General features: G+C 72.3%; 16 protein-coding genes. 11 read left to right on the top strand and 5 right to left on the bottom strand.

The annotated features are described in order from the left end of the window. Nucleotides 1-4: 4 nt before the first annotated feature. From ACQPYE_RS30645 to ACQPYE_RS30635, 3 genes are all read right to left on the bottom strand, one after another. Complete coding sequence (locus ACQPYE_RS30645; protein WP_498716367.1) at nucleotides 5-2,293, bottom strand: hypothetical protein; 2,289 nt, start codon at nucleotides 2,291-2,293, stop codon at nucleotides 5-7. Then, nucleotides 2,290-3,237 (bottom strand): hypothetical protein, encoded by a 948-nt coding sequence (locus ACQPYE_RS30640; RefSeq protein WP_498716365.1) that lies wholly within the window; start codon nucleotides 3,235-3,237, stop codon nucleotides 2,290-2,292. Before ACQPYE_RS30640 ends, ACQPYE_RS30645 begins: the two co-directional genes overlap by 4 nt. A 281-nt stretch (nucleotides 3,238-3,518) precedes the next feature. Beyond that, a complete protein-coding gene (locus tag ACQPYE_RS30635; RefSeq protein ID WP_498716364.1) occupies nucleotides 3,519-4,907 on the bottom strand; it encodes an SDR family NAD(P)-dependent oxidoreductase in 1,389 nt (462 codons plus the stop codon). 76 nt (nucleotides 4,908-4,983) lie between these two features. Here ACQPYE_RS30635 and ACQPYE_RS30630 point away from each other — a divergent pair, with 76 nt between their 5' ends. The 3 genes from ACQPYE_RS30630 to ACQPYE_RS30620 all read left to right on the top strand — a co-directional run bounded on the left by ACQPYE_RS30630 (nucleotide 4,984) and on the right by ACQPYE_RS30620 (nucleotide 7,595). Beyond that, nucleotides 4,984-6,417: a hypothetical protein gene (locus tag ACQPYE_RS30630; RefSeq protein ID WP_498716363.1), complete on the top strand. Its 1,434-nt coding sequence runs from the start codon at nucleotides 4,984-4,986 to the stop codon at nucleotides 6,415-6,417. Then, nucleotides 6,414-6,839, top strand: a complete 426-nt coding sequence (locus tag ACQPYE_RS30625; protein ID WP_498716362.1) for a hypothetical protein — start codon at nucleotides 6,414-6,416, stop codon at nucleotides 6,837-6,839. Before ACQPYE_RS30630 ends, ACQPYE_RS30625 begins: the two co-directional genes overlap by 4 nt. A 396-nt stretch (nucleotides 6,840-7,235) precedes the next feature. After that, nucleotides 7,236-7,595, top strand: a complete 360-nt coding sequence (locus tag ACQPYE_RS30620) for a cupin domain-containing protein (RefSeq protein WP_498716361.1) — start codon at nucleotides 7,236-7,238, stop codon at nucleotides 7,593-7,595. Between the two features lie 87 nt (nucleotides 7,596-7,682). On the opposite strand, the gene ACQPYE_RS30615 is transcribed toward ACQPYE_RS30620, so the two are convergent. Next, on the bottom strand, nucleotides 7,683-8,639 hold the full coding sequence (locus ACQPYE_RS30615) for a LysR family transcriptional regulator (RefSeq protein ID WP_498723017.1): 957 nt from the start codon (nucleotides 8,637-8,639) through the stop codon (nucleotides 7,683-7,685). Nucleotides 8,640-8,851: 212 nt separating this feature from the next. On the opposite strand from ACQPYE_RS30615, the gene ACQPYE_RS30610 reads away from it, so the two are divergent. The 8 genes from ACQPYE_RS30610 (at nucleotide 8,852) to ACQPYE_RS30575 (ending at nucleotide 18,284) form a co-directional block, all read left to right on the top strand. Continuing rightward, nucleotides 8,852-9,649, top strand: a complete 798-nt coding sequence (locus tag ACQPYE_RS30610) for a 2-amino-3,7-dideoxy-D-threo-hept-6-ulosonate synthase (protein WP_498716360.1) — start codon at nucleotides 8,852-8,854, stop codon at nucleotides 9,647-9,649. A gap of 85 nt (nucleotides 9,650-9,734) precedes the next feature. Continuing rightward, on the top strand, nucleotides 9,735-10,808 hold the full coding sequence (locus ACQPYE_RS30605; protein ID WP_498716358.1) for a 3-dehydroquinate synthase II family protein: 1,074 nt from the start codon (nucleotides 9,735-9,737) through the stop codon (nucleotides 10,806-10,808). 6 nt (nucleotides 10,809-10,814) lie between these two features. Then, on the top strand, nucleotides 10,815-12,170 hold the full coding sequence (locus tag ACQPYE_RS30600) for a class I adenylate-forming enzyme family protein (RefSeq protein WP_498716356.1): 1,356 nt from the start codon (nucleotides 10,815-10,817) through the stop codon (nucleotides 12,168-12,170). 25 nt (nucleotides 12,171-12,195) lie between these two features. Further along, complete coding sequence (gene idi / locus ACQPYE_RS30595; RefSeq protein ID WP_498716355.1) at nucleotides 12,196-12,774, top strand: isopentenyl-diphosphate Delta-isomerase; 579 nt, start codon at nucleotides 12,196-12,198, stop codon at nucleotides 12,772-12,774. Between the two features lie 249 nt (nucleotides 12,775-13,023). Continuing rightward, nucleotides 13,024-14,286 carry a DUF1996 domain-containing protein gene (locus tag ACQPYE_RS30590; protein WP_498716354.1) on the top strand — a complete coding sequence of 421 codons (1,263 nt, stop codon included), beginning with the start codon at nucleotides 13,024-13,026 and terminating at the stop codon, nucleotides 14,284-14,286. Beyond that, entirely contained in the window at nucleotides 14,283-15,989 is a 1,707-nt protein-coding gene (locus ACQPYE_RS30585) for a discoidin domain-containing protein (RefSeq protein ID WP_498716352.1), read from the top strand. Before ACQPYE_RS30590 ends, ACQPYE_RS30585 begins: the two co-directional genes overlap by 4 nt. Before the next feature lie 55 nt (nucleotides 15,990-16,044). Then, complete coding sequence (locus ACQPYE_RS30580; RefSeq protein ID WP_498716351.1) at nucleotides 16,045-17,031, top strand: LacI family DNA-binding transcriptional regulator; 987 nt, start codon at nucleotides 16,045-16,047, stop codon at nucleotides 17,029-17,031. Nucleotides 17,032-17,564: 533 nt separating this feature from the next. Further along, the gene (locus tag ACQPYE_RS30575) at nucleotides 17,565-18,284 is read left to right on the top strand and encodes a DUF998 domain-containing protein (RefSeq protein WP_498716349.1); all 720 of its coding nucleotides are present in this window, start codon (nucleotides 17,565-17,567) and stop codon (nucleotides 18,282-18,284) included. Here the strand turns inward: ACQPYE_RS30575 and ACQPYE_RS30570 are convergent. Continuing rightward, entirely contained in the window at nucleotides 18,251-19,858 is a 1,608-nt protein-coding gene (locus ACQPYE_RS30570; protein ID WP_498716348.1) for an AMP-dependent synthetase/ligase, read from the bottom strand. The genes ACQPYE_RS30575 and ACQPYE_RS30570 overlap by 34 nt on opposite strands. Nucleotides 19,859-19,887 lie beyond the last annotated feature (29 nt).

Raw genomic sequence — 19,887 nt, 5'->3', positions numbered from 1 at the left:
GCGGTCACGCCGGGGACGAGCGGAAGACCGCGCGGCGCACGCGGGGGCTCAGGTTGCGCAGCGCCTCGTGCACGCGGGCGCGGCGCGAGCCCTGGCCCACCTCGGCCACCAGGCCACCCGCCCGCGCCGACCACGGCGGCAGCTTGAACAGCGGGTCCAGCAGGAACAGCGGCAGGAACTCCACGATCCCGTCGTAGATGCCGCACAGCTCCTCCAACCGGTCCTGCGCGTCGGCGTCCTCGGACGCCTGGTACCACTGCGACACCCCGGCCCGGAACGCCTGCACGGCCTTGCGCATGAACTCCGCCTGCGCCGCGGCCTGGGTGAACTCCGGCGTCCGCAGCCGCCGGTGCACCGCCTCCTGGGTGGCCGTCGGCGCGTGGTCGAACGCCTCCTCGAACATCACGTCGACCTGCGTCAGGTCCTCCAACGCGTCCACCGCGTCCCGGAACAGCCGCTCCACCTCGCCGGGCAGCCTGTTCGACGCCGCCGCCGCCTCCGCACGGCCCGGCGTGCCGCCCGCCAACGCGCCGAGCTGCCGCTGGATCGCGCCGAGCTGCCGGTCCGACGACGCCCGCACGCCGTCCATGTGCTCGGCCAGGTGCTCGATGAACCCGTAGATGCTCGACTGCTGCTTGGCCAGCTGGTCCATCCGCCACCGCAGCGCCGACAACGGGTCCGCGTCGCCGGTCAACCGCCGCCCTGTCGCGCTCACCAGCGCCTTGAAGTCGTCGGCGAACGTCCGGTCGACGTACACCAGCGGCTCGCGGCCCAGCAGCTCCCGCAGCTGGATCGCCACGCCGTCCGCCACCACGCCGTTGACCAGCAGGATCAGCTCGGCGTCCGGCTCGGCCTCGCGCACCGCCGAGATCCGCCGCCGCACCGCGCCGAGGTCCGCGTTCTCCAGCAGGGACCGGGTGACCAGCACGGCGCAGCCGGTCGTGTGCTCGGGGAAGGTGACCCAGAAGTCCGCGAGCGAGTCCTCGGCCGTGCCGAGCAGGTGCCGGTGCAGGTAGTCGAGGCCGTTCGCGTCGAGCAGCCTGCGGACCACGCCGTCGATGTCGTCCGAGCTCAACGACCCGAACAGGTCGCGCGCCGCCTGCCGCACCACGTCCTCGGTGACGGCGAACTCGTGGCCGGGCTCGCGGGAGAGGTCGTCGGCCATCCGGAACACCCGGTGGCACAGCCGGATCACGTTGCGGGCGTTGCCCCTGGCGAGGTCGCGCAGGTACCGCGTGGTGTCGACGGTGAACGGCGCCAGCTGCCGCGCGCCGAACACCTGCTCCTGCGCCAGCTCGACGAACTCGCGCACCTCGCCCTGGCTGAGCCCCGACATGACCACCGTGTACGGGATGCGCTCCCGCACCGCCTGCGGCAGCACGGACTTGAAGTCCGGCAGCCCGCACAGCACCAGGCACGCCCCGGCCTTGGCGAACACCTGCAACAACGTCTGGAACGCGGCCATGGTCCTGGCCTGCGGGCGGCTGTCGGCGGAGAAGATCTTGTCCAGCTCGTCGACCGCCAGCACGAACCGCCGCTGCCTGCCGCCGAACAGCAGGGCGAACACGCCCATCGCCTCCAGCGCGGCCACCTCGGTGTCGATGGGCGTGTCGATGCCGCGTTCCACCAGCACCTGGTCCGGCGCGCCGCCGAGCAGCCACGACCACACCGAGTGCTCGAACCCCGGCCGCAGCAGCAGGGTGAGCGCGGTGCCGAAGTCCTTGTTGTTGGTCACCTCGCGCAGCGTGTCCTGGACCTTGCGCAGCAGCGCGCTCTCCATCAGGCCCAGCCGCTCGACGACCTCCTGCGGCTCCAGCTGCCTGCTGCCGAGCCACTCCAGCATGTCGCTGGTCAGCCCGCTGCTCTGCAACGAGTCCGCGACGATGTCCGCGTAGTACTCGCTGACCTGCGCCCGCACGCCCTCGCGGCCGAGCTTCTGCATGAACCGCCGGTACAGCTCGATGAAGCTCTCCGCGGTCGCGTCCAGGTACAGCGCGTGCGTCGGGTCGGCCAGCACCTGCCGGGCGTGCCGGACCAGCCGCACGGCGAGGTGCGTCTTGCCCGTGCCGTAGTCGCCGAGCACGGCGACCACGGTGCCGGTGCGGTCACGTCCGCCGCGCGCGGGCGGCGCGTCCAGGTAGGACGTGAGGTGCGCGAGCGCCTGCCGCGTCGCGTCGGTGGTGATCGCCACGTCGACCGCGTCGGGGTCGGCGTCGAAGTCCGTGATCCGGGCGACCGCCATCGGCGAGAAGGGGTTCTTCCGCGAGGGCGGGAGATCGCTGCGGTCGCTCATGGCCCATTCACCGGTCCATTCCGGGACTTCGTGTTCAAGAACGCCCTGATGTCCTCGACGGTCACCAGATCGGCCTCGGTGTACCCTAGTCCCGCTTCACGTTTGTGTTCGTAAGTGCCATGTAAAAATCTTTGCAGCATGGCGATCGATTGGCAGTGCTTCGCCACCAGTTCGATCGCGCCATCACTCATCCGTGGATAACTGCCCGCTGCCGCGTGCCGCGACAGCCGGTCCTCCGCGAATCGCTGCGCGTCACCGGTGTCGAGCGGGCCGACGTGCAGGGTGATCGGCGGGACCCAGGTTTCCAGTTGCCGCACGACGTCGGCCACCTCGTCCGTGCCCAAGTACGCGGATTCGGTCAGGAACAGCACTTTCGCGCTGTTGAGCGTCCGGGTGTAGCGGATCACCTCGTCCACCAGCTCGTTCGGGCTGGGCAGCAGCACGACCAGCGCGACCTCCTCGCGCAGCGCCCGGCCCAGGCGCGGGAACACGCGGCCCGGCACGGCCCGGACGGCGTCCAGCCGGTCCTCGCTCTCCGGGCGCAGCGCCCCGGCGTCCACCAGCAGGTCGAACATCCGGTCGCACACCTCGGCGGTGCGCTCGTCGATCGACAGCTCCCGGTCGGTCGGCAGGCAGCCGGTCAGGTCCAGCACGACCCCGCGCATGTCCCGCCGCGCGAGCTCGGCGGCGACCCAGTCCGCGCACCGGTTGACCAACGCGGTCTTGCCGCACCCGGACTCGCCGGTGACCAGCGCCAGGCGGCCGTACTCCAGCAGGACGCCCAGGTCGCCCATCTCCTGCCGGAACAGGTCGAAGGCCTCTTCGGTGCCGTCGACGGGCACGTAGTAGTCGCGGTGCGCCGGCCGGTGCCACGGGCGCAGCGGGCGCATCGGCGTGCTCTCCCAGCCCGGCAGCGGGAACGGGTTGACGCGGGGCGCGGTCACCGCGCCACCCACCCGGTCACCGCGCCACCCACCCGGTCACCGCGCCACCCACCCCGGTCACGCGCGGCAGTGCGGCGGCTCGACCGGCCCGCCCGCCGTCCATGCCCACCCCCGTCGCCTCGCGGCGGTCTGGCGAAAGCTCCAGCCTACCGACGGAGAGTCGCACACGGGCACGGATCCGTTAACCGGCGCACCCCGTTCGGCCCATCCCCGTTGGTGCTGCCGGGAGTGGACGGAGTAGCCGCGGTCGACGCTCAGGTGATCACGCGCGGCGAACGGGCTCACCAGGCCGCGGGCGCGTAGTCCTTCAGGAAGCAGCCGTACAGGTCCTCGCCCAGCTCGCCGCGCACGATCGGGTCGTACACCCTGGCCGCGCCGTCGACGAGGTCCAGCGGCGCGTGGAAGCCCTCCGCGGCCAGCCGCAGCTTGGTCGGGTGCGGCCGTTCGTCGGTGATCCAGCCGGTGTCGACGGCGGTCATCAGGATGCCGTCCTCGGTCAGCATCTCCTCGGCGCTGGTGCGGGTCAGCATGTTCAGCGCGGCCTTGGCCATGTTCGTGTGCGGGTGGCCCGGCCCCTTGTAGGCGCGGCTGAACTGGCCCTCCATCGCGGAGACGTTCACCACGTACTTGCGGCGCGCGGGCGAGGCGGCCATCGCCGGCCGCAGCCGGGAGATCAGGATGAACGGCGCGGTGCTGTTGCACAGCTGCACTTCCAGCAGCTCGACCGGGTCGACCTCGTCCACCCGCTGCACCCAGCTGTTGACCGCCGCCTCGTCGGGCACCAGGCCGCCCGCGTCGATCTCCTTGGACCCGGCGGTCAGCGCCAGCGCCGTGACCGCCGGGATGGTGTCGGCCAACGTGCCCGCCAGCGCCACCGGGTGCGCGGCCATCGTGTGCCCGAACGTCACCAGCTCGGGCAACGGGCCGGCCGGCAGCGGGGCCGATTCGGCCGCCACCAGGGGCGCGTAGGCGTTCGACGACCGGCGCACGGTCTGCGCGGCGTTGTTGATCAGGATGTCCAGCGGCCCGGCGGCGGCCACCGAGTCGGCCAGCCGCACGACCTGGGCCGGGTCGCGCAGGTCGATGCCGACCACGCGGAGCCGGTGCAGCCAGTCGGCGCTGTCGGGCATGGACGCGAACCGCCGCACCGCGTCGTGCGGGAACCGGGTGGTGATGGTGGTGTGCGCGCCGTCGCGCAGCAGCCGCAGCGCGATGTACATGCCGATCTTGGCCCGGCCGCCGGTGAGCAGGGCGCGCTTGCCGGTCAGGTCCGCGCCCTGGTCGCGCTTGGCGCGGTTGAGCGCCGCGCAGTCCGGGCACAGCTGGTGGTAGAACGCGTCGACCTCGGTGTACCGCTTCTTGCACGTGTAGCAGGAGCGGGCGCGCAGCAGCGTGCCCGCCTTCGCGCCGGGTTCCGGCTCGCGCAGCAGCAGGCCGCGGGTCTCGTCGTCGATGCGGGACGGCGAGCCGGTCGCGGTCGCCTCGATGACGGCGCGGTCGGCGGCCGTGACCGAGGCCCGGCGGTCGGCCTTGCGGCGCTTGCGGAGGTTCTTCCAGATGCCGGCGGTGGCCCGGCGGACGGCTACCGCGTCGGCGTGCTCGGTGTCCAGTTCGTCCACTTGGGCGAGCACCCTTAGGGCGATTTCCAGTTCGGCGGGGTCAATCGACACGTCGAGCACTCTACCTGCGGTGAAATCCGACCCCGAACGGGTGAAATTCACGTGAGCCACCGCTAGGGTGCCCGGCATGCCTACAGCGGGTGCCGGCCCACGGGTGCGGCGACTGGCCCATCCCGACGCCGACATCCGGCCGCGTGCCCTCGGCCTGCCGCGCGGACGCCCGGTCCTGGCGGTGTTCGGCTCGGCCGACGCCCTGAGCACCGACCTGGCCGCCGCCGTGCTCCCGGTGCTGCGCGCGGTGCTCGCGGCGGCGGCCGGCGCGGACGCGGTCGTGGTCACGGCGGGCGCGGACGTGGGCGTCACGCACCTGGTCGGCCTGGCCGCCGAGTCGCTGGACGGCCGGTGGCCGCGGCTGGTCGGCGTCGCGCCGTCGGGCCGGGTGGCGGCGGAGGACGCGGAGCCGGCGGACGGTGAGGCACGGCTCAACGTGAACCACGACACGGCGGTGCTCGTGCCGGGGTCGAAGTGGGGCGAGGAGCTGCCCGCGCTGTTCCGCGCGGTGGACGCCGTCACCGGGCCGAAGCGCCCGGCGCTCGCGGTGCTGGTCGGCGGTGGCGAGGTCGCGCGGGCCGCCCTGGTCGACCACCTGGGCCGCGACCGGCCGCTGCTCGTGCTCGCCGGCACGGGTGGGCTGGCGGACGAGATCGCGGGGGGCGGGCCGGCTGCCGCCACTCCCGGCGTGATCGCGGGCGGCGGGCCAGGTGCCGCCACTCCTGGCGTGATCGCGGAGGGCGGGCCGGGTGTTGCCACTCCCGGCCCGATCGCGGGCGGCGAGCCCGGGACCGGCGTTGTCGCGGGTGGCGAGGACGTCGAGGCCCAGGTCGGGACCGCCGCGGCCGAGGCCGTGCCGCAGCCCGTTGTCGCCGAGCGCGACGACGACCTCGCCGTGCTGGTGCGCAGCGGCCAGGTCGCCCTGGTGCACCTGGACGAAGGCGCGGACAAGGTGGCGGCCGTGGTGCGGCGCGTGCTGGGCAACCGGCCCGGCGCCAGGCTGCACGCCGACGTGCCGCCGCCCGCCGTGTGGCCGCGCGTGCGGTTCCGCGCGCCCGAGCCGCACCCCGTGATCGACCCCGGCTACGTGCTGGACTACCCGCTGCTCGCCGACGCGATCCACGAGGCCAACCAGGTGGTGGCCCCCGTGCTGCACGAGTGCGAGGTCGCCGCCCTCCGCTCGCGCGACCGCGCCCGCCTGCTGGTGGTGCTCGCCATCGCGGCCGGCTTCGGCGCCACGGTGTTCGCCGCCTTGCAGGTCTGGCTGCGGGACGAGCCGTGGCCCGGTGTGCTGCTCGCCGTGTCCGGCGCGGCGGCGGCGGTGCTCGCGGTCGTGGCGCGGTCCGGCGAGGACCCCGACGCCAAGGTCCGGGCCGAGCAGCTGCGCGCCTTGTACTTCGACCACCTCGCCGCGCCACCCGCCGTCGACGACGCCGAGCGCGAGGACCGCGCCCGCGAGTTGGCGACGGCCGTGGCGCGGCTCCGGCACGAATCGGTGAGCCGCACATGACCAGCGCCACGACGGCGGTCCACGACCACCGCGAGCAGTTCCTCCGCGCCTACCTGCGGCACCGGGTCGGCGAACGGCTCGCCGGGTTCGAGCAGGCCCAGGCCCGCTACACCGCCGCACGCCGGTGGACCACGAGCCTGTCGGTGCTGCTGTTCACCGCGGCGGCGGCGTTGGGCGCGGTGGCGGTGGCCGACGACGGGCGGCGCGCGCTGTGGGCGTTCCTGGCGACGGTCGCGGCGGCGCTGGCCACGGCGACCGCCGTCTACGAGGCCGCGTTCTCGTTCCGCGCGCTGTCGCGCCGGTCCGCGGACGGCGTGGCGTTGCTGCACCTGCTCCAAGCGCACGGCGCGCCCGAGGGCGAGGACGGCGTCAACGCGTTCCGCACCGAGGTGGAGAGCGTGCTGCGGCACGCGGACCGCTGATCGGCCGTCCGGGTTTCGCGTTCCCGAAGGGTCGGCGGACCGCGCCGACGGCCACCGGGCCGACCCGGTTCGACCTGCCCGAACGCTCCGACCTGCGGTAGTGCCGGGTCGGAGGCCTGCCGGCGCGGTCCACCGGGGAACGCCGACCGAACCCGTCGCGCGCTCGTGGCGAACGCGCGTGCTCAAGCGTGTGGCCGCCGCGCACCGTGATCTATAAGTTCTGGCGGTAGGCCGTTCGGTGGCAATGGATTTCCGCCCCGGCGTGCCCTGGCGACGATCTCCGGCGACCACGCCCGAGCGTTCGCCGTTGACAACGTCGGATTCCGGTCGGCGCTGGGAGAGCACCGTGGGACACGTGGAGCTTGCCGCCGTCGTGGTGGGGCGATAACCGTGGAGATGCGCCGACTCGACCCGGGGGAACTGGTCCGGGACAGCGGGCTGGTGGCCCGCAGGCTGATGCCGTGGCCGATGGTGAACGCCCCGTTCGACGGTTCGTGGTGCGTGGTGCAGCCGGGCGCGGCGTCGAGCACGCACGCCCACCGCGAGCACGAGGTCTGGGTGGCCGTCCACGGCGAGGCGGAGATCGTCACCGACGAGGGCCGGTCGCCGTTCGCGGCGGGCGACATCGTGCACTTCCGCCCGTACGAGGAGCACCAGCTCGTCAACGACGGCGAGGCCGACTTCCAGTTCTTCGCCGCCTGGTGGGACGTGGAGATGGCCGAGCGCTACAGCGCGCGCGACGAGGACGCGCGCTGAGCCGTCCACCCCGAGGACCGGCGGTGTGAGGACTCCGGGCCGGTGCCGGGCTGCCATGGCCCGGGGCGTCAGCCGGGGTCCGGGCCGTCAGCTGGCCGCCGCGGTCAGCCCGGTGGCGGCGAGCTTCGCCGTGCGCGGACCGTGCGCCCAGATCCGCTCCTGGTAGGCGCGCAGCAGCGCCGCGTGGACCTCGTCGACGTACTCGGCCGCCGCGCAGTCCCGCCGCCACACCACCGTCACGCGCCGGTGCACCGGGTTGCCCACGATCGGTTTCAGCAGCACGCCGGGCAGGTCGTGGCCGGTCGGGAAGAAGCACGCCACGGTGTGCCCCGAGCGCACCAGCTCCGCCGCCGACGCCGGATCGACCCCGAAGTGCGCGCACCGCGGCGTGAACCCGGCCGCCTCGCAAGCCAGGTGAAGGTTCAACCTTCCGCCGCCGTAGCTCTCGTCCGGCACGGCCCACTCCTCATCGGCCAGTTCGGACAGCCGAATCTCGTTGCGCGCCGACAACCGGTGCCCGACCGCGATCCCGACCAACATCGGTTCCGTCACGACGGTCCGGCAGTCGGCCTCTTCGGGAATCCGCAGTGGACTCTGCGGGAACTCCGTGACCAGCGCCAGGTCCAACTTCCCCGTGCGCACCAGGTCGAGCACGGCGTCGCTGGTGCGTTCGAGGTGGGTGGTCTGCGGGTGCGTCGGCAGCAGCGCGCGCACCACGCCGACCAGCAACGGCGTCAGCGAACCGGCCACGCCGCCGAGCCGGATGCCCGTGCCGTCGCTCTCCGCGGCCAGCTTGCGCGCGGTCACCAGCAAGTCGTCGAACCGTTCCACCAGGTCACGGGACCGCAGCACGACGTGGCGGCCGAGTTCGGTCAGTTCGACGCCGTCGGTGCGCCGCAGGAACAACGGACCACCGAAGCCCCGCTCGATGCGCCGCAACTGCGCGGTCAGCCCGGCCTGCGCGATCTTCAGCAGTGAGGCGGCTCGGCTGATGCTGCCCGCTTCCGCCACGGTCAGCACGACGTGGAGATGCCTGAGCTCCATGTTCACTGCGGCAGCCTAGGGCAACAAGACGGACCGGACACCGATCGCGAGGGTGGCCAGGGGTGACGACCACGTGCCGGGGTGAACCCCTGCCCGTTGCTCCAACAGGTGCATAACTGGTGAGTTATCGCCACCTCACACCTCCCGCCGCGCTCAGTGGTTCCACCACCCTGCTGGTGGCCGCCACCGAATACCGAGGAGGTGTGAGCGACATGGCGAAAGCGTTGCGGTTGCGACGCCTTTCCCGTCCGCGCGACGACAGGTACCTCTTCGTCCCGCTCGACCACAGCGTCTCGGACGGTCCGGTGGTGCCGCGCGACCGGTGGCACGAGCTCATCGACTCGGTCGTGGTGGGCGGCGCCGACGCCATCATCGTCCACAAAGGACGGGTGCGGACGATCGACCCGGACGTGCTGGCGGGCTGCGCCCTGGTCGTCCACCTCAGCGCGGGCACCGCGCACGCCGCCGACACCAACGCCAAGGTCATCGTCGGCGAGGTCGACGAGGCGCTGCGACTGGGCGCCGACGCGGTGAGCGTGCACGTCAACATCGGCTCGGACACCGAGGAGCGCCAGCTCGCCGACTTCGGCGTGGTCGCCAAGGCGTGCGACGAGTGGAACGTGCCGCTGATCGCCATGGTCTACCCGCGCGGACCGCGCATCGCCGACCCGAACGACCCCGCCCTGCTCGCGCACGTGGTCAACATCGCGGTCGACCTCGGCGCCGACATCGTCAAGACCAACCTCGCGCGACCCACCAAGCGGATGGCCGACGTGATCGCCAGCTGTCCGATCCCGGTGCTGGTCGCGGGCGGCCCCGCGACCGGCGGCAGCGTGGTCGACCACGCCCGCACCGCGATGGCGGTCGGCTGCGCCGGCCTGGCCGTCGGCCGCCGCGTGTTCACCGCGCCCGCGCCCATGTCGCTGGTCGCGGAACTGGCCTCGATCGTCCACGACGACACCGAAGCGGACCTGGTCCGCGCCATGACGGGCGTCGTGGCCTCGTCATGAGCTTGTCGCCAACGGCCGCCGCCGGTCATCCGACCGGCGGCGGCCCGTCCGCACGCCGATCGGGCTCTCACCCCTTGGAGAACCGTTGAAGTTCGCCTGGATCGACCTCCGAACCGTCCCCGAAGCGCACCGCGAAGCCGTCGTGGACGCCGCCGTGCACGCCCGCCTCGCCGGCGTCGTCTCCGACGACCCGGCGCTGCTGGACACGCTGCCGCCCACGATCACCCGGGTGCTCCTCGCCGACGCGGCGGTCGACAGCCCGCACCTGGTCACCGTGGTCGTCGAGGACCAGGACGCGCTCGACCGGCTCACCACCGACGCGGCGTTCGTGCAGGTCCGCGACGACCGCACGCTCAAGCTCGCGTGCGCCGCGGCGGTCCGGCTCGGGCACGCCGTGGTCGCGTTCACCGATCCGACGAAGATCCCGCTGGAGATCGTCATCGCCGCCGCCGACGGCGCGCCCGGCAAGCTGGTCACCGTCGTGGCCGACCTCGAAGAGGCCGCGATCGTGCTCGACGTGCTGGAGCACGGCTCGGACGGCGTGCTGATGGCACCCCGCGACGCCAACGACGTGTTCAAGCTGGCCAGGCTGCTGGAAGCGACCACCGCGCCGCTCGACCTCACCACGCTCGTCGTCGACGGCATCACCCACAACGGCCTCGGCGACCGCGTCTGCGTCGACACCGCCTCGCACTTCCAGGAGGACGAGGGCATCCTCGTCGGCTCGTTCTCCTCCGGCTTCATCCTCTGCTGCAGCGAGACCCACCCGCTGCCCTACATGCCGACCCGGCCGTTCCGGGTCAACGCCGGCGCCCTGCACTCCTACGTGCTCGGACCGGACAACCGCACCAACTACCTGTCCGAACTGCGTTCGGGCAGCACGGTGCTCGCGGTGAACTCCGAGGGCCGCACCCGCAAGCTCACCGTCGGCCGGGCCAAGCTCGAATCGCGCCCGATCCTGACCATCACCGCGCACTCGCCCGAGGGCGTCGAGGTGAGCCTCACCGTGCAGGACGACTGGCACGTGCGGGTGCTCGGCCCCGGCGGGAAGGTCCGCAACGTCACCGAGCTCCAACGCGGCGACGAGCTGCTCGGCTACATCGCGACCGAGCAGCGGCACGTGGGCATCCCCATCGGCGAGTTCTGCAAGGAGACCTGAGCCAAGATGCGCGAGTTCGTCACCGACCTGTTGTCCCGCCAAGGCGACGACGTGCCGGTGTTCACCCACGAGCACACCGTCACCCACGGCGCGTTGCGCGCGTCCGTCGCCGCCGAGGCGAGCCTGTTCGCCGCCTCAGGAGTGGGAGAGGGCAGCACGGTCGCCGTCCAGGTGCCCCCGAGCTTCACCCAGATGGAGGCGGTGCTGGCGCTGTGGACGCTCGGCGCCAGGGTCGTGCCGATCGACCACCGGCTCACCTCGACCGAGGTCGGCGTGCTGTGCGACCTGACCCACCCGCAGTTCCTCGTGCGCGCGACCGGTCGGTTCACCGGCGCCTTCCGCGAGCGGTACGAGCTGGTCACCCAGCGCAAGCCGAACGGCCGGCCCGCCGCCACCCGGCACCGGCTGGTGCAGTTCACCTCGGGCTCGACCGGACGGCCCAAGATCATCGGCCGCAGCACCGAATCGATCATCCGCGAGGTGATGCGGTTCGCCGCCGCCGAGGGGATGGCCCGCCACGGCGAGAAGTACCTGATCCTCAACAACACCGCCTACAGCTACGGGCTGATGGGAGGACTGCTGCACTCGCTGGCCGCCGGGGTCGAGCTGGTGTTCGCGGCGCGGTCGGCCTCCGCCGAGGACGTGCTGCGGACCGCCGCGCGACACCGGGTGGACTTCCTCACCGGCCAGCCGTACCACTTCGAGCTGCTCGCCGAGCAGGGAGGGTCCGAGGCGCTGCGGTCGGTGCGCGGCGCGTTCTCCGGCGGCGAGCTGATGCCGCCGGAGGTGGCCGAGAAGTTCGCCGCTGTCCACGGGGTAGCGGTGGGCGAGTGCTTCGGCACCACCGAGACGGGGGCGCTGACGATGGACGTGAGCGGCACGTCCCGGCCATCAGCGGGCAGGCCGCTGTCCGACACCACCATCAGGGTGCGCGAGGGCCTGGTCGAGGTGGCCCTGGACGAGTCGCCGTACCTGCACGAGGAAGGCGCCTCGCGTTACTCCGACGGGTGGTTCCACACGGGTGACCGCGGCGAGTTCGACGCACGGGGCAACCTGGTGCTGCTGGGACGGTCCGACTCCCTGGTCATGGTGCTCGGCTTCAACGTCGACCTGACCGAGGTGGAGGAGGCGCTGAGGGGCCACCCGCTGGTCACCGAGGCCATCGTGGTGCACGACGGGGCCATCGAGGCCTACGTCGCGACCGCGTCGGACGCGCTGACGCCGGACGAGGTGGCCGCCTGGTGCGCCGAGCGGCTGGCCGAGTTCAAGCGGCCGCGGCGGGTGCACGTGCTGCCCGCGTTGCCGCGCACCCCGAGTGGCAAGCTCGTGCGCAATCCCAGGGTGCTCGCCGACGCGCGGTGATCGCCGGTGTGGCAGGGTGGGCGACGTGGAACAAGTCGTGCTCCTGGACGAGTCCGGTGCCGGGATCGGCGTGGCCGACAAGGCCTCCGTGCACCACGCGTCCACCCCGCTGCACCTGGCGTTCTCGTCGTACCTGTTCGACGGGGCGGGCAGGCTGCTGCTGACCAGGCGCGCCCTGCACAAGAAGACGTGGCCGGGCGTGTGGACCAACTCGTGCTGCGGCCACCCGGCGCCCGACGAGCCGGTGGCGTCGGCGGTGTCGCGGCGGCTGGCCGACGAGCTCGGCCTGGCCGACGTCACCCTCGACCTGGTGCTGCCCGCGTTCCGCTACCGGGCGGTGATGGAGAACGGGGTCACCGAGAACGAGATGTGCCCGGTGTTCCGGGGTCTGGTCGCCGGCGACCCGGAGCCGAACCCGGACGAGGTCGACTCCTTCGAGTGGGCGCCGTGGGCCGAGTTCGCCCCCGCCGTCCTGGCCGGCGCCCGCCCGGTCTCGCCGTGGTGCGCCCTCCAGGTCGCCGAGCTGTGGGCCCTCGGCCCCGACCCCCTGGCCTGGCCGACCGCCTCACCGACCACCCTCCCCCCGGCCGCCCGCCTCTCCTGACCCCGGGAGTCCTACCTCCACGCCGCGCGTGTCCCACGTTCAGAACGACCGTGTCCCACGTTCAGGTCGCGCGTGTCCTACGTTCAGAACACCCGAGTTGAACGCTCGGTCCAGAGAGCGCTCTCTGAGCCGTTGTTACGGGATGACCGGAACTGCCTCCTTTCCTTGACTGATACAGGGGGCCGTCTTACGTTCCGCTGTGAGAGCGCTCTCTTAACCGTCCCCGCAACGCCCTTCGAAAGGGGAGTCGTGATCCCCACCATTCGCCGATGGCGTCGTCTGGTCACCACACTCGCCGTCACGGCCCTGGCCGCGTCCGCGCTGACCTTCGTCACCTCTCCCGCCTCGGCGGCGCCGGTGCTGCTGTCCCAGGGCAAACCCGTCACCGCCTCCTCCACCGAGAACGGCGGCACGCCCGCCTCCGCCGCCGTCGACGGCAACACCGGCACCCGCTGGTCCAGCGCCGCCGCCGACCCGCAGTGGCTCCGGGTCGACCTCGGCTCGTCCACCGCCATCAGCCAGGTCAGCCTGAACTGGGAGAACGCCTACGCGCGCTCGTTCCAGCTCCAGACCTCGGCCGACGGCAACGCCTGGAACACCGTCGCCACCGCGTCCGGCAACGTCGGCGTGCAGACGCTGAACGTCTCGGCCACCGCGCGGTACGTCCGCGTCTACACCACCGCCCGCGCCACCCAGTACGGCGTGTCGCTGTGGGAGTTCCAGGTCTTCGGCGTCACCAACTCCAGCGGCCCGATCGTGCGGGTCGCCGAGTTCCTGGCGGAGTGCCCGTACAGCCACCGACTGCCGGACGACCCGATCGTCGCGCCGAACCTGCCCGGCGCGTCGCACATGCACAGCTTCTTCGGCAACGTCACCACCAACGCCCGCTCCACCGTCCAGTCACTGCTGGCCGGCACGAGCAACTGCAACCCGGGCGTCGACCTGTCCTCCTACTGGGTCCCCACCCTGTACGCGGACAACCAGCCCGTCGAACCGACCGGCACCACGTTCTACTACCTGGGCGAAGGCGTGCGCGACGACGTCATCGCCCGCATCCAGCCGTTCCCCCTCGGCCTGCGGGTCGTGGCGGGCAACGCGAAGGCCACCCAGCCCGACGCCAGCACGATCTCGCGCTGGTCCTGCCTGCACGCCGGGCACGTCGGCGCGTCCAAGGACTTCGTGAACTGCCCGGCGGGCACCATGCTGGAGTCCTACCTGGACTTCCCGCAGTGCTGGAACGGCCGCGACCTGGACTCGGCCGACCACAAGAGCCACATGGCGTACCCGGTGAACGCGGACTGCCCGGCCACCCACCCGGTGCCGGTGCCTAAGCTGCGCCAGGTGCTGCGCTACCCGGTGAGCGGCGACCCGGCGCGGTTCAAGCTCGCCTCGGGACCGGGCTTCACCATGCACGGCGACTTCTTCAACGCGTGGCCGGAGGCGGAACTCGCCCGCCGGGTGCGCGACTGCATCAACCCGATCATCAAGTGCGGCGCGGACGGTCGCCCGTGAAGCGCCTGATCACCGCGGTCGCCCTGCTCGGCGCGCTGGTCGTGCCGGTCGTCCCGGTCACCGCGGCGCAGGCGGCCGAGTGCGGCACGGCCAACGCGGCGCTGAACGCGCCCGTCACCGCGTCGTCGGTCGAGACCGGCAGCCCGTTCACGGCCGCCTCGGCGGTGGACGGCAACACCGGCACCCGCTGGTCCAGCGCGTTCAGCGACCCGCAGTGGCTGCGGGTCGACCTGGGCACGAGCCGGGAGGTGTGCGGCGCGACGGTGCAGTGGGAGGCCGCGTACGCCACCGCGTTCCAGCTCCAGGTCTCGGCCGACGGCACGACGTGGACGACCGTCTACCAGACCACGACCGGCACGGGTGGCACGCAGAACGTCACCTTCACCGGCACGGGCCGCTACGTCCGGCTCCACACCACGGCCCGCGCCACGCAGTACGGCGTGTCGCTGTGGGAGTTCGCCGTGCGCACCGGCACGAACTCGACGCCCACCGGGGGCCTGCTGTCCTACAACAAGCCCGCGTTCGCCTCGTCGTTCCAGGACGACGGCGCGTGCCCGGGCTGCACCCCGGCCAAGGCGCTGGACTACAACCCGGCCACCCGCTGGGCCACCAACGCCGGCACCGGCTGGGTCGACCCCGGCTGGATCTACGTCGACCTCGGGGCCACCGCGCAGGTCAGCAAGGTCGTGCTGCAGTGGGACCCGGCGTTCGCCACCGGGTTCGAGATCCAGACCTCGGCCAACGCGTCGAGCTGGACCACGATCCACACCGTCACCAACGGCACTGGGTTCAAGCAGACGTTCACCGTGTCCGGTACGGGTCGGTACGTCCGGGTGAACCTGACCAAGCGCAGCGGGCAGTACGGCTACTCGCTGTGGGAGTTCCAGGTGTACGGCACCGGCGGCAGCCCCACGTCACCACCGCCGCAGGCGCCGGACCCCGGCAACCCGCTGCGGCTGGTGTGGAGCGACGAGTTCAACGCGCCTGCGGGCACCAGGCCGGACGCGGGCAAGTGGCGGCCCGAGGTCGGCACCGGCCAGAACGCGGAGCTCCAGTACTACACCGACAACCGCAACGCGTTCACCGACGGCGCCGGCAACATGGTGCTGGAGGCCAGGCGCGAGGTCACGCCCGGCTCGGCGTGCCCGGTCGACCCGGTCAGCGGCAGCGGCACGTGCCAGTACACGTCGGCCAGGCTCATCACCGAGGGCAAGGCGTCGTGGACCTACGGCCGGATCGAGGCCAACGTCAAGGTCTCGGGAACCAAGGGCCTGTGGCCCGCGTTCTGGATGCTCGGCAACGACATCTTCAAGGGCACACCGTGGCCCGCCAGCGGCGAGATCGACATCATGGAGCACCTGGGCCGCGAGCCGAACACGGCGTACCAGACGATCCACGGCCCGGCCTACTTCGGCGGCGGCGGGATCGGGCAGGTGCGCGACATCGGCCAGGACTACGCCAACGCGTTCCACCTGTTCCGGGTCGACTGGAACAGCAAGGGCATGGTGTTCAGCATCGACAACGTGACCGTCCTCACCATCGACAAGGCGACGGTGGAGGCGACGCGGGGTCCGTGGGTGTTCGACAAGCCGTTCTTCATCCTGCTCAACAACGCGGTGGGCGGTGACTGGCCCGGCCCGCCGGACGCCACCACGGTCTTCCCGCAGCGCATGCTGGTCGACTACGTCCGCGTCTACCAGTGACGGGAGGGTGCGGTCCTGCCTCGGTGGGACCGCACCTCCCGGTATAAAGGCTGACGTGGACCGCAGACCAGTCACGTTGGAAGAGGTCGCGCGGATCGCGGGGGTTTCCCGGGCCACGGTGTCCCGGGTCGTCAACGGGGTCGCCACGGTGGACCGTGAGCTGCGCCAAGTCGTGGAGAAGGCCATCTCCACGACCGGGTACACGCCCAACCGCGCGGCGCGTTCGCTCGTCACCCGCAGGGCCGGAGCCATCGGGCTCGTCCTGCCGGAGGAGGGGCGCACCGTGCACGACCCGTACTTCGGCCGGGTGGTCAGCGGCGTGCTGCCGGTGATCCGGCCGCTCGGCGTGCAGCTCGTGCTGACCACGGGCGACCACCGCGAGGTGGTGGACGACATCCGTCAGCGCAGGCTGGACGGCGTGATCCTGATCCACACCCACGGCGCCGACCCGCTGCCCCGGCAGCTGATCGAGTCGAACCTGCCGGTCGTGCTGGCCGCCCGCCCCGTCCGGCCGATGTCGATCACGTACGTCGACGTCGACCAGGCCGCCGGCGCGGCCCTCGCCGCCGACCACCTGGTGGCCTCGGGGTGCCGTCGGCTGGCCACCATCACCGGTCCGCTGGAGACGCCCGCCGGCCAGGACCGGCTGCGCGGCTTCCGCGACGCGGTGGCCCGGCACGGCCTGCCCGAGGCCGTGGTCGTCGAGGGCGACTTCTCCCGCGAGGGCGGCGCCGAGGCGGCCCGGCGACTGGTGGACCTGGACGTCGACGGCCTGTTCGTCGCCTCGGACCTGATGGCGACCGGCGCGCTGCCGGTGCTGCGCAACAGCGGGCTGCGGGTGCCCGAGGACGTCAAGGTGGTCGGCTTCGACGACAGCAGCCCGGCCGTCGAGTGCGACCCGCCGCTGACCACGGTCCGCCAGCCGGTGGAGGACATGGCCGCCGAGATGGCCCGCCTGCTGGTGGAACGGGTCGAACGCCCGGACCGCCCGGTCAGCTCCGTCGTGTTCGCGCCGACGCTCGTGGTCCGCCGATCCAGCTGACCCGAACCCGCTCGCCCACACCCATCCCGCTCGCCCACACCCCGCTCGCTCACACCCACCCCGCCGCCGCGCCCTACGCGTCATCGCGCCCGTGACCTGTCCGCGCCCGTGACCTGTGTGCGCCCGTGACCTCGACCTGCGCGTCACCGCTAGCGGCAGGTACCCGCGACCGCTGCCAGCGCGCTATCGGGCGCAAGCGGTCCGCAGGGGTGGGCGGCGTGAGGTCGGCGTGGGTGGTTGGGCTGGGGTGGTTGGGGTGGGGTGGTTGGGGTGGGGCTGTGGTGGGGTGGGGTGGTTGGGGGTGAGTGGTGCCCTCCTCGTTCGTGGTCGTTCCTCGTGCACGACCGTCCCCGCCGCCGGGCCGGCCGTTTTATCCGGCTAACGTGAGTAATGCGGTTCGGGTTGTCCCAGGTTGCATTCTTCGCCTGGTCGGGTGATCCAGGCAGGGGGCGCGAGAGCCGGCGCAGGCTGTCGGCAAGCTGTCGATCGCCGAACGTCGGAACAACGCACCCGTCGCGTCCGTTCTGTCCGTTGTGCCGACCGCCGAACTCGCCCCGACCCGTTCCCCGGCCCGCTTCGTCGCCCTGGCGGGCGCTGTCGCCGTCCTGCTCACCGTCGCCCTCGTCGGCGGGATGGACGTCTACCGGCTGGGCGACTCCACCCGACACCTCCGCCGCACCATCAGCGAGTACGCCCTCGGGCCGCAGCGCTGGGTGTTCGACACCGCCGTCCTGCTGCTGGTGCTCGGCTCGGTGGCGATCCTGGCCGTGCTGGTCCGGCACGGCGTGGCGAGGTGGCACTCGGTGGGCTCGGTGGCGTTCGCCGCGTGGTCGGTCGGGTTGACGCTGGTCGTGATCTTCCCCAAGAACGACTGGGCGATCGGCCCGAGCGTGAGCGGCAGCATCCACCGCTTCGGCAGCCTGCTCGCGTTCGTCGCGCTGCCGGTCGCCGCGATCCTGCTCGCCCGACCGTGGCGGCGCGACCCGGTGTGGGGCGCGCACGCCCGGTGGACGTTCCGGTTCGGCGTGCTGTCGGCCCTGGCGTTCACGCCGATCCTGTACGCGATCGGCGTGAACGCGGTCGTGGGCACGTCCTGGTGGCGGGTGATCCCGCTCGGGTACGTCGAGCGGCTGCTGGTGCTGACCGAGGTGGTGGCCGTGCTGGTGGCGGCGGTGTGGGCCATCGCGGTGGCGCACCGGCCCGCCGGTGAACACCGGGTTCAGGAGTACAAGCCGTCCAGCACGTCCTTATAGCGGCCCTCGATCTCCTTGCGCCGCATCTTCAGGCTCGCGGTGAGGGTGCCGTCGTCCACCGAGAAGTCCTTCGGCAGCACGGCGAACTTCTTGATCGTCTCGTGCCGCGCCACCTTCTCGTTCGCCGCCGACACGGCACGAGCCACCTCGGCGTCCGCGTCCAGGTCGGCGGGCGCGAGGTCGGCGTCGATGGTGACCAGCGCGACGCAGTAGTTGCGGCCGTCGCCGTGCACGAGCACGTTGCCGATGTACGGGCTGCCCGCCTTGACCAGGCCCTCCACCGCCTGCGGCGCGACGTACTTGCCGCCGGAGGTCTTGATCAGCTCCTTCTTCCGGTCGGTGATGCGCAGCCGGCCCGCCTCGTCCAGCTCGCCGATGTCGCCGGTGTGCAGCCAGCCGTCCCGCAACGTCGCGGCGGTCTCCTCGGCCAACCCGCGGTAGCCGCGCATGATGCCGCGCCCGCCGATCAGCACCTCGCCGTCGTCGGCGATGCGGACCTCGGTGCCGACCAGCGGCTTGCCGACCGTGCCGAGCTTGTTCGCGCCGGGCCGGTTCACGAACGACGCCGCCGACGACTCGGTCAGGCCGTAGCCCTCCAGGATGGTGATGCCCGCGCGGTCGAAGAACTCGCCGACCGGGCGCGACAGCGGCGCGGAGCCGGACACGAAGTACTTGATCCGACCGCCGACCCGGTCGCGCAACTTGCCGAACACCAGCTTGTCGGCGATCGCCCGGCGCACCTTCCACCCGGGGTGCTCGGCCACGGCCAACGCCCAGTCGAACAGCTTCGCCTTCACCCCGCCCGCCTCGCGCACGGAGGCCACCACCCGCTGGTGGATCTTCTCGAAGATCCGCGGCGCGGCGGCCACCACGGTCGGGCGCAGGTCGAGCAGGTTGGCCGCGATCCGGTCCACGTCGCCGTCCACGGCGGTGGGCACGCCGGTCGCGAGCATCCCGACCTGGAGCACCTTGCCGAACGCGTGGGACATCGGCAGCCACAGGAAGTGCAGGTCCTCCGGCGTCAGCACGCCCAGCTCGTGGATCGCCTCGGCCGTGTAGAGCCAGTTGTCGTGGGTCAGCTCGACGCCCTTGGGCGTGCCCGTGGTGCCGGAGGTGTAGATCAGCGTGGCCAGCCGGTCCGGTGTGAGCTCGTCCACCATCGCGTCGTAGTCGCCCTCGACCTCGTCGGGCTCCCAGTCCGTCGTGACGACCTTCGCGTCGACCTTGCCCGCCAGTTCGGGGTCGGCCACCACGAGCACGCTCTCCGAGTCGCGGACGATGTGCGCGACGACGTCCGGCGTGCTGCTCGGGTAGATGGTCGTCGTCACGCCGCCCGCCGCGAGCACGGCCAGGTCGGTGAGGATCCAGTCCACGCTGGTGGCCGCCATGATCGCGACCCGCGCCTCGTCGCGCACGCCGAGCCCGCGGAAGCCCAGCGCCCGCCTGCGCACCTGCTCGCCGACCTCGGCCCAGGTCAGCGACGTCCACCCGGCGCCGTCGCGGCGGCGCAACGCCTCGGCGTCCGGGGTCTCGCGCACGCGTTCGCGCAGCAGATCGGGGATGGAACGGGCCACGGTGACCTCCTGGGGAGCGACGCTCTAGA

The sequence above is a fragment of the Actinosynnema sp. CA-299493 genome, assembly GCF_050946825.1.
Taxonomy (GTDB): domain Bacteria; phylum Actinomycetota; class Actinomycetes; order Mycobacteriales; family Pseudonocardiaceae; genus Actinosynnema.
The sequence above is the reverse complement of the archived record's forward strand: the minus strand, read 5'-3'. Positions and strand labels throughout refer to the sequence as shown.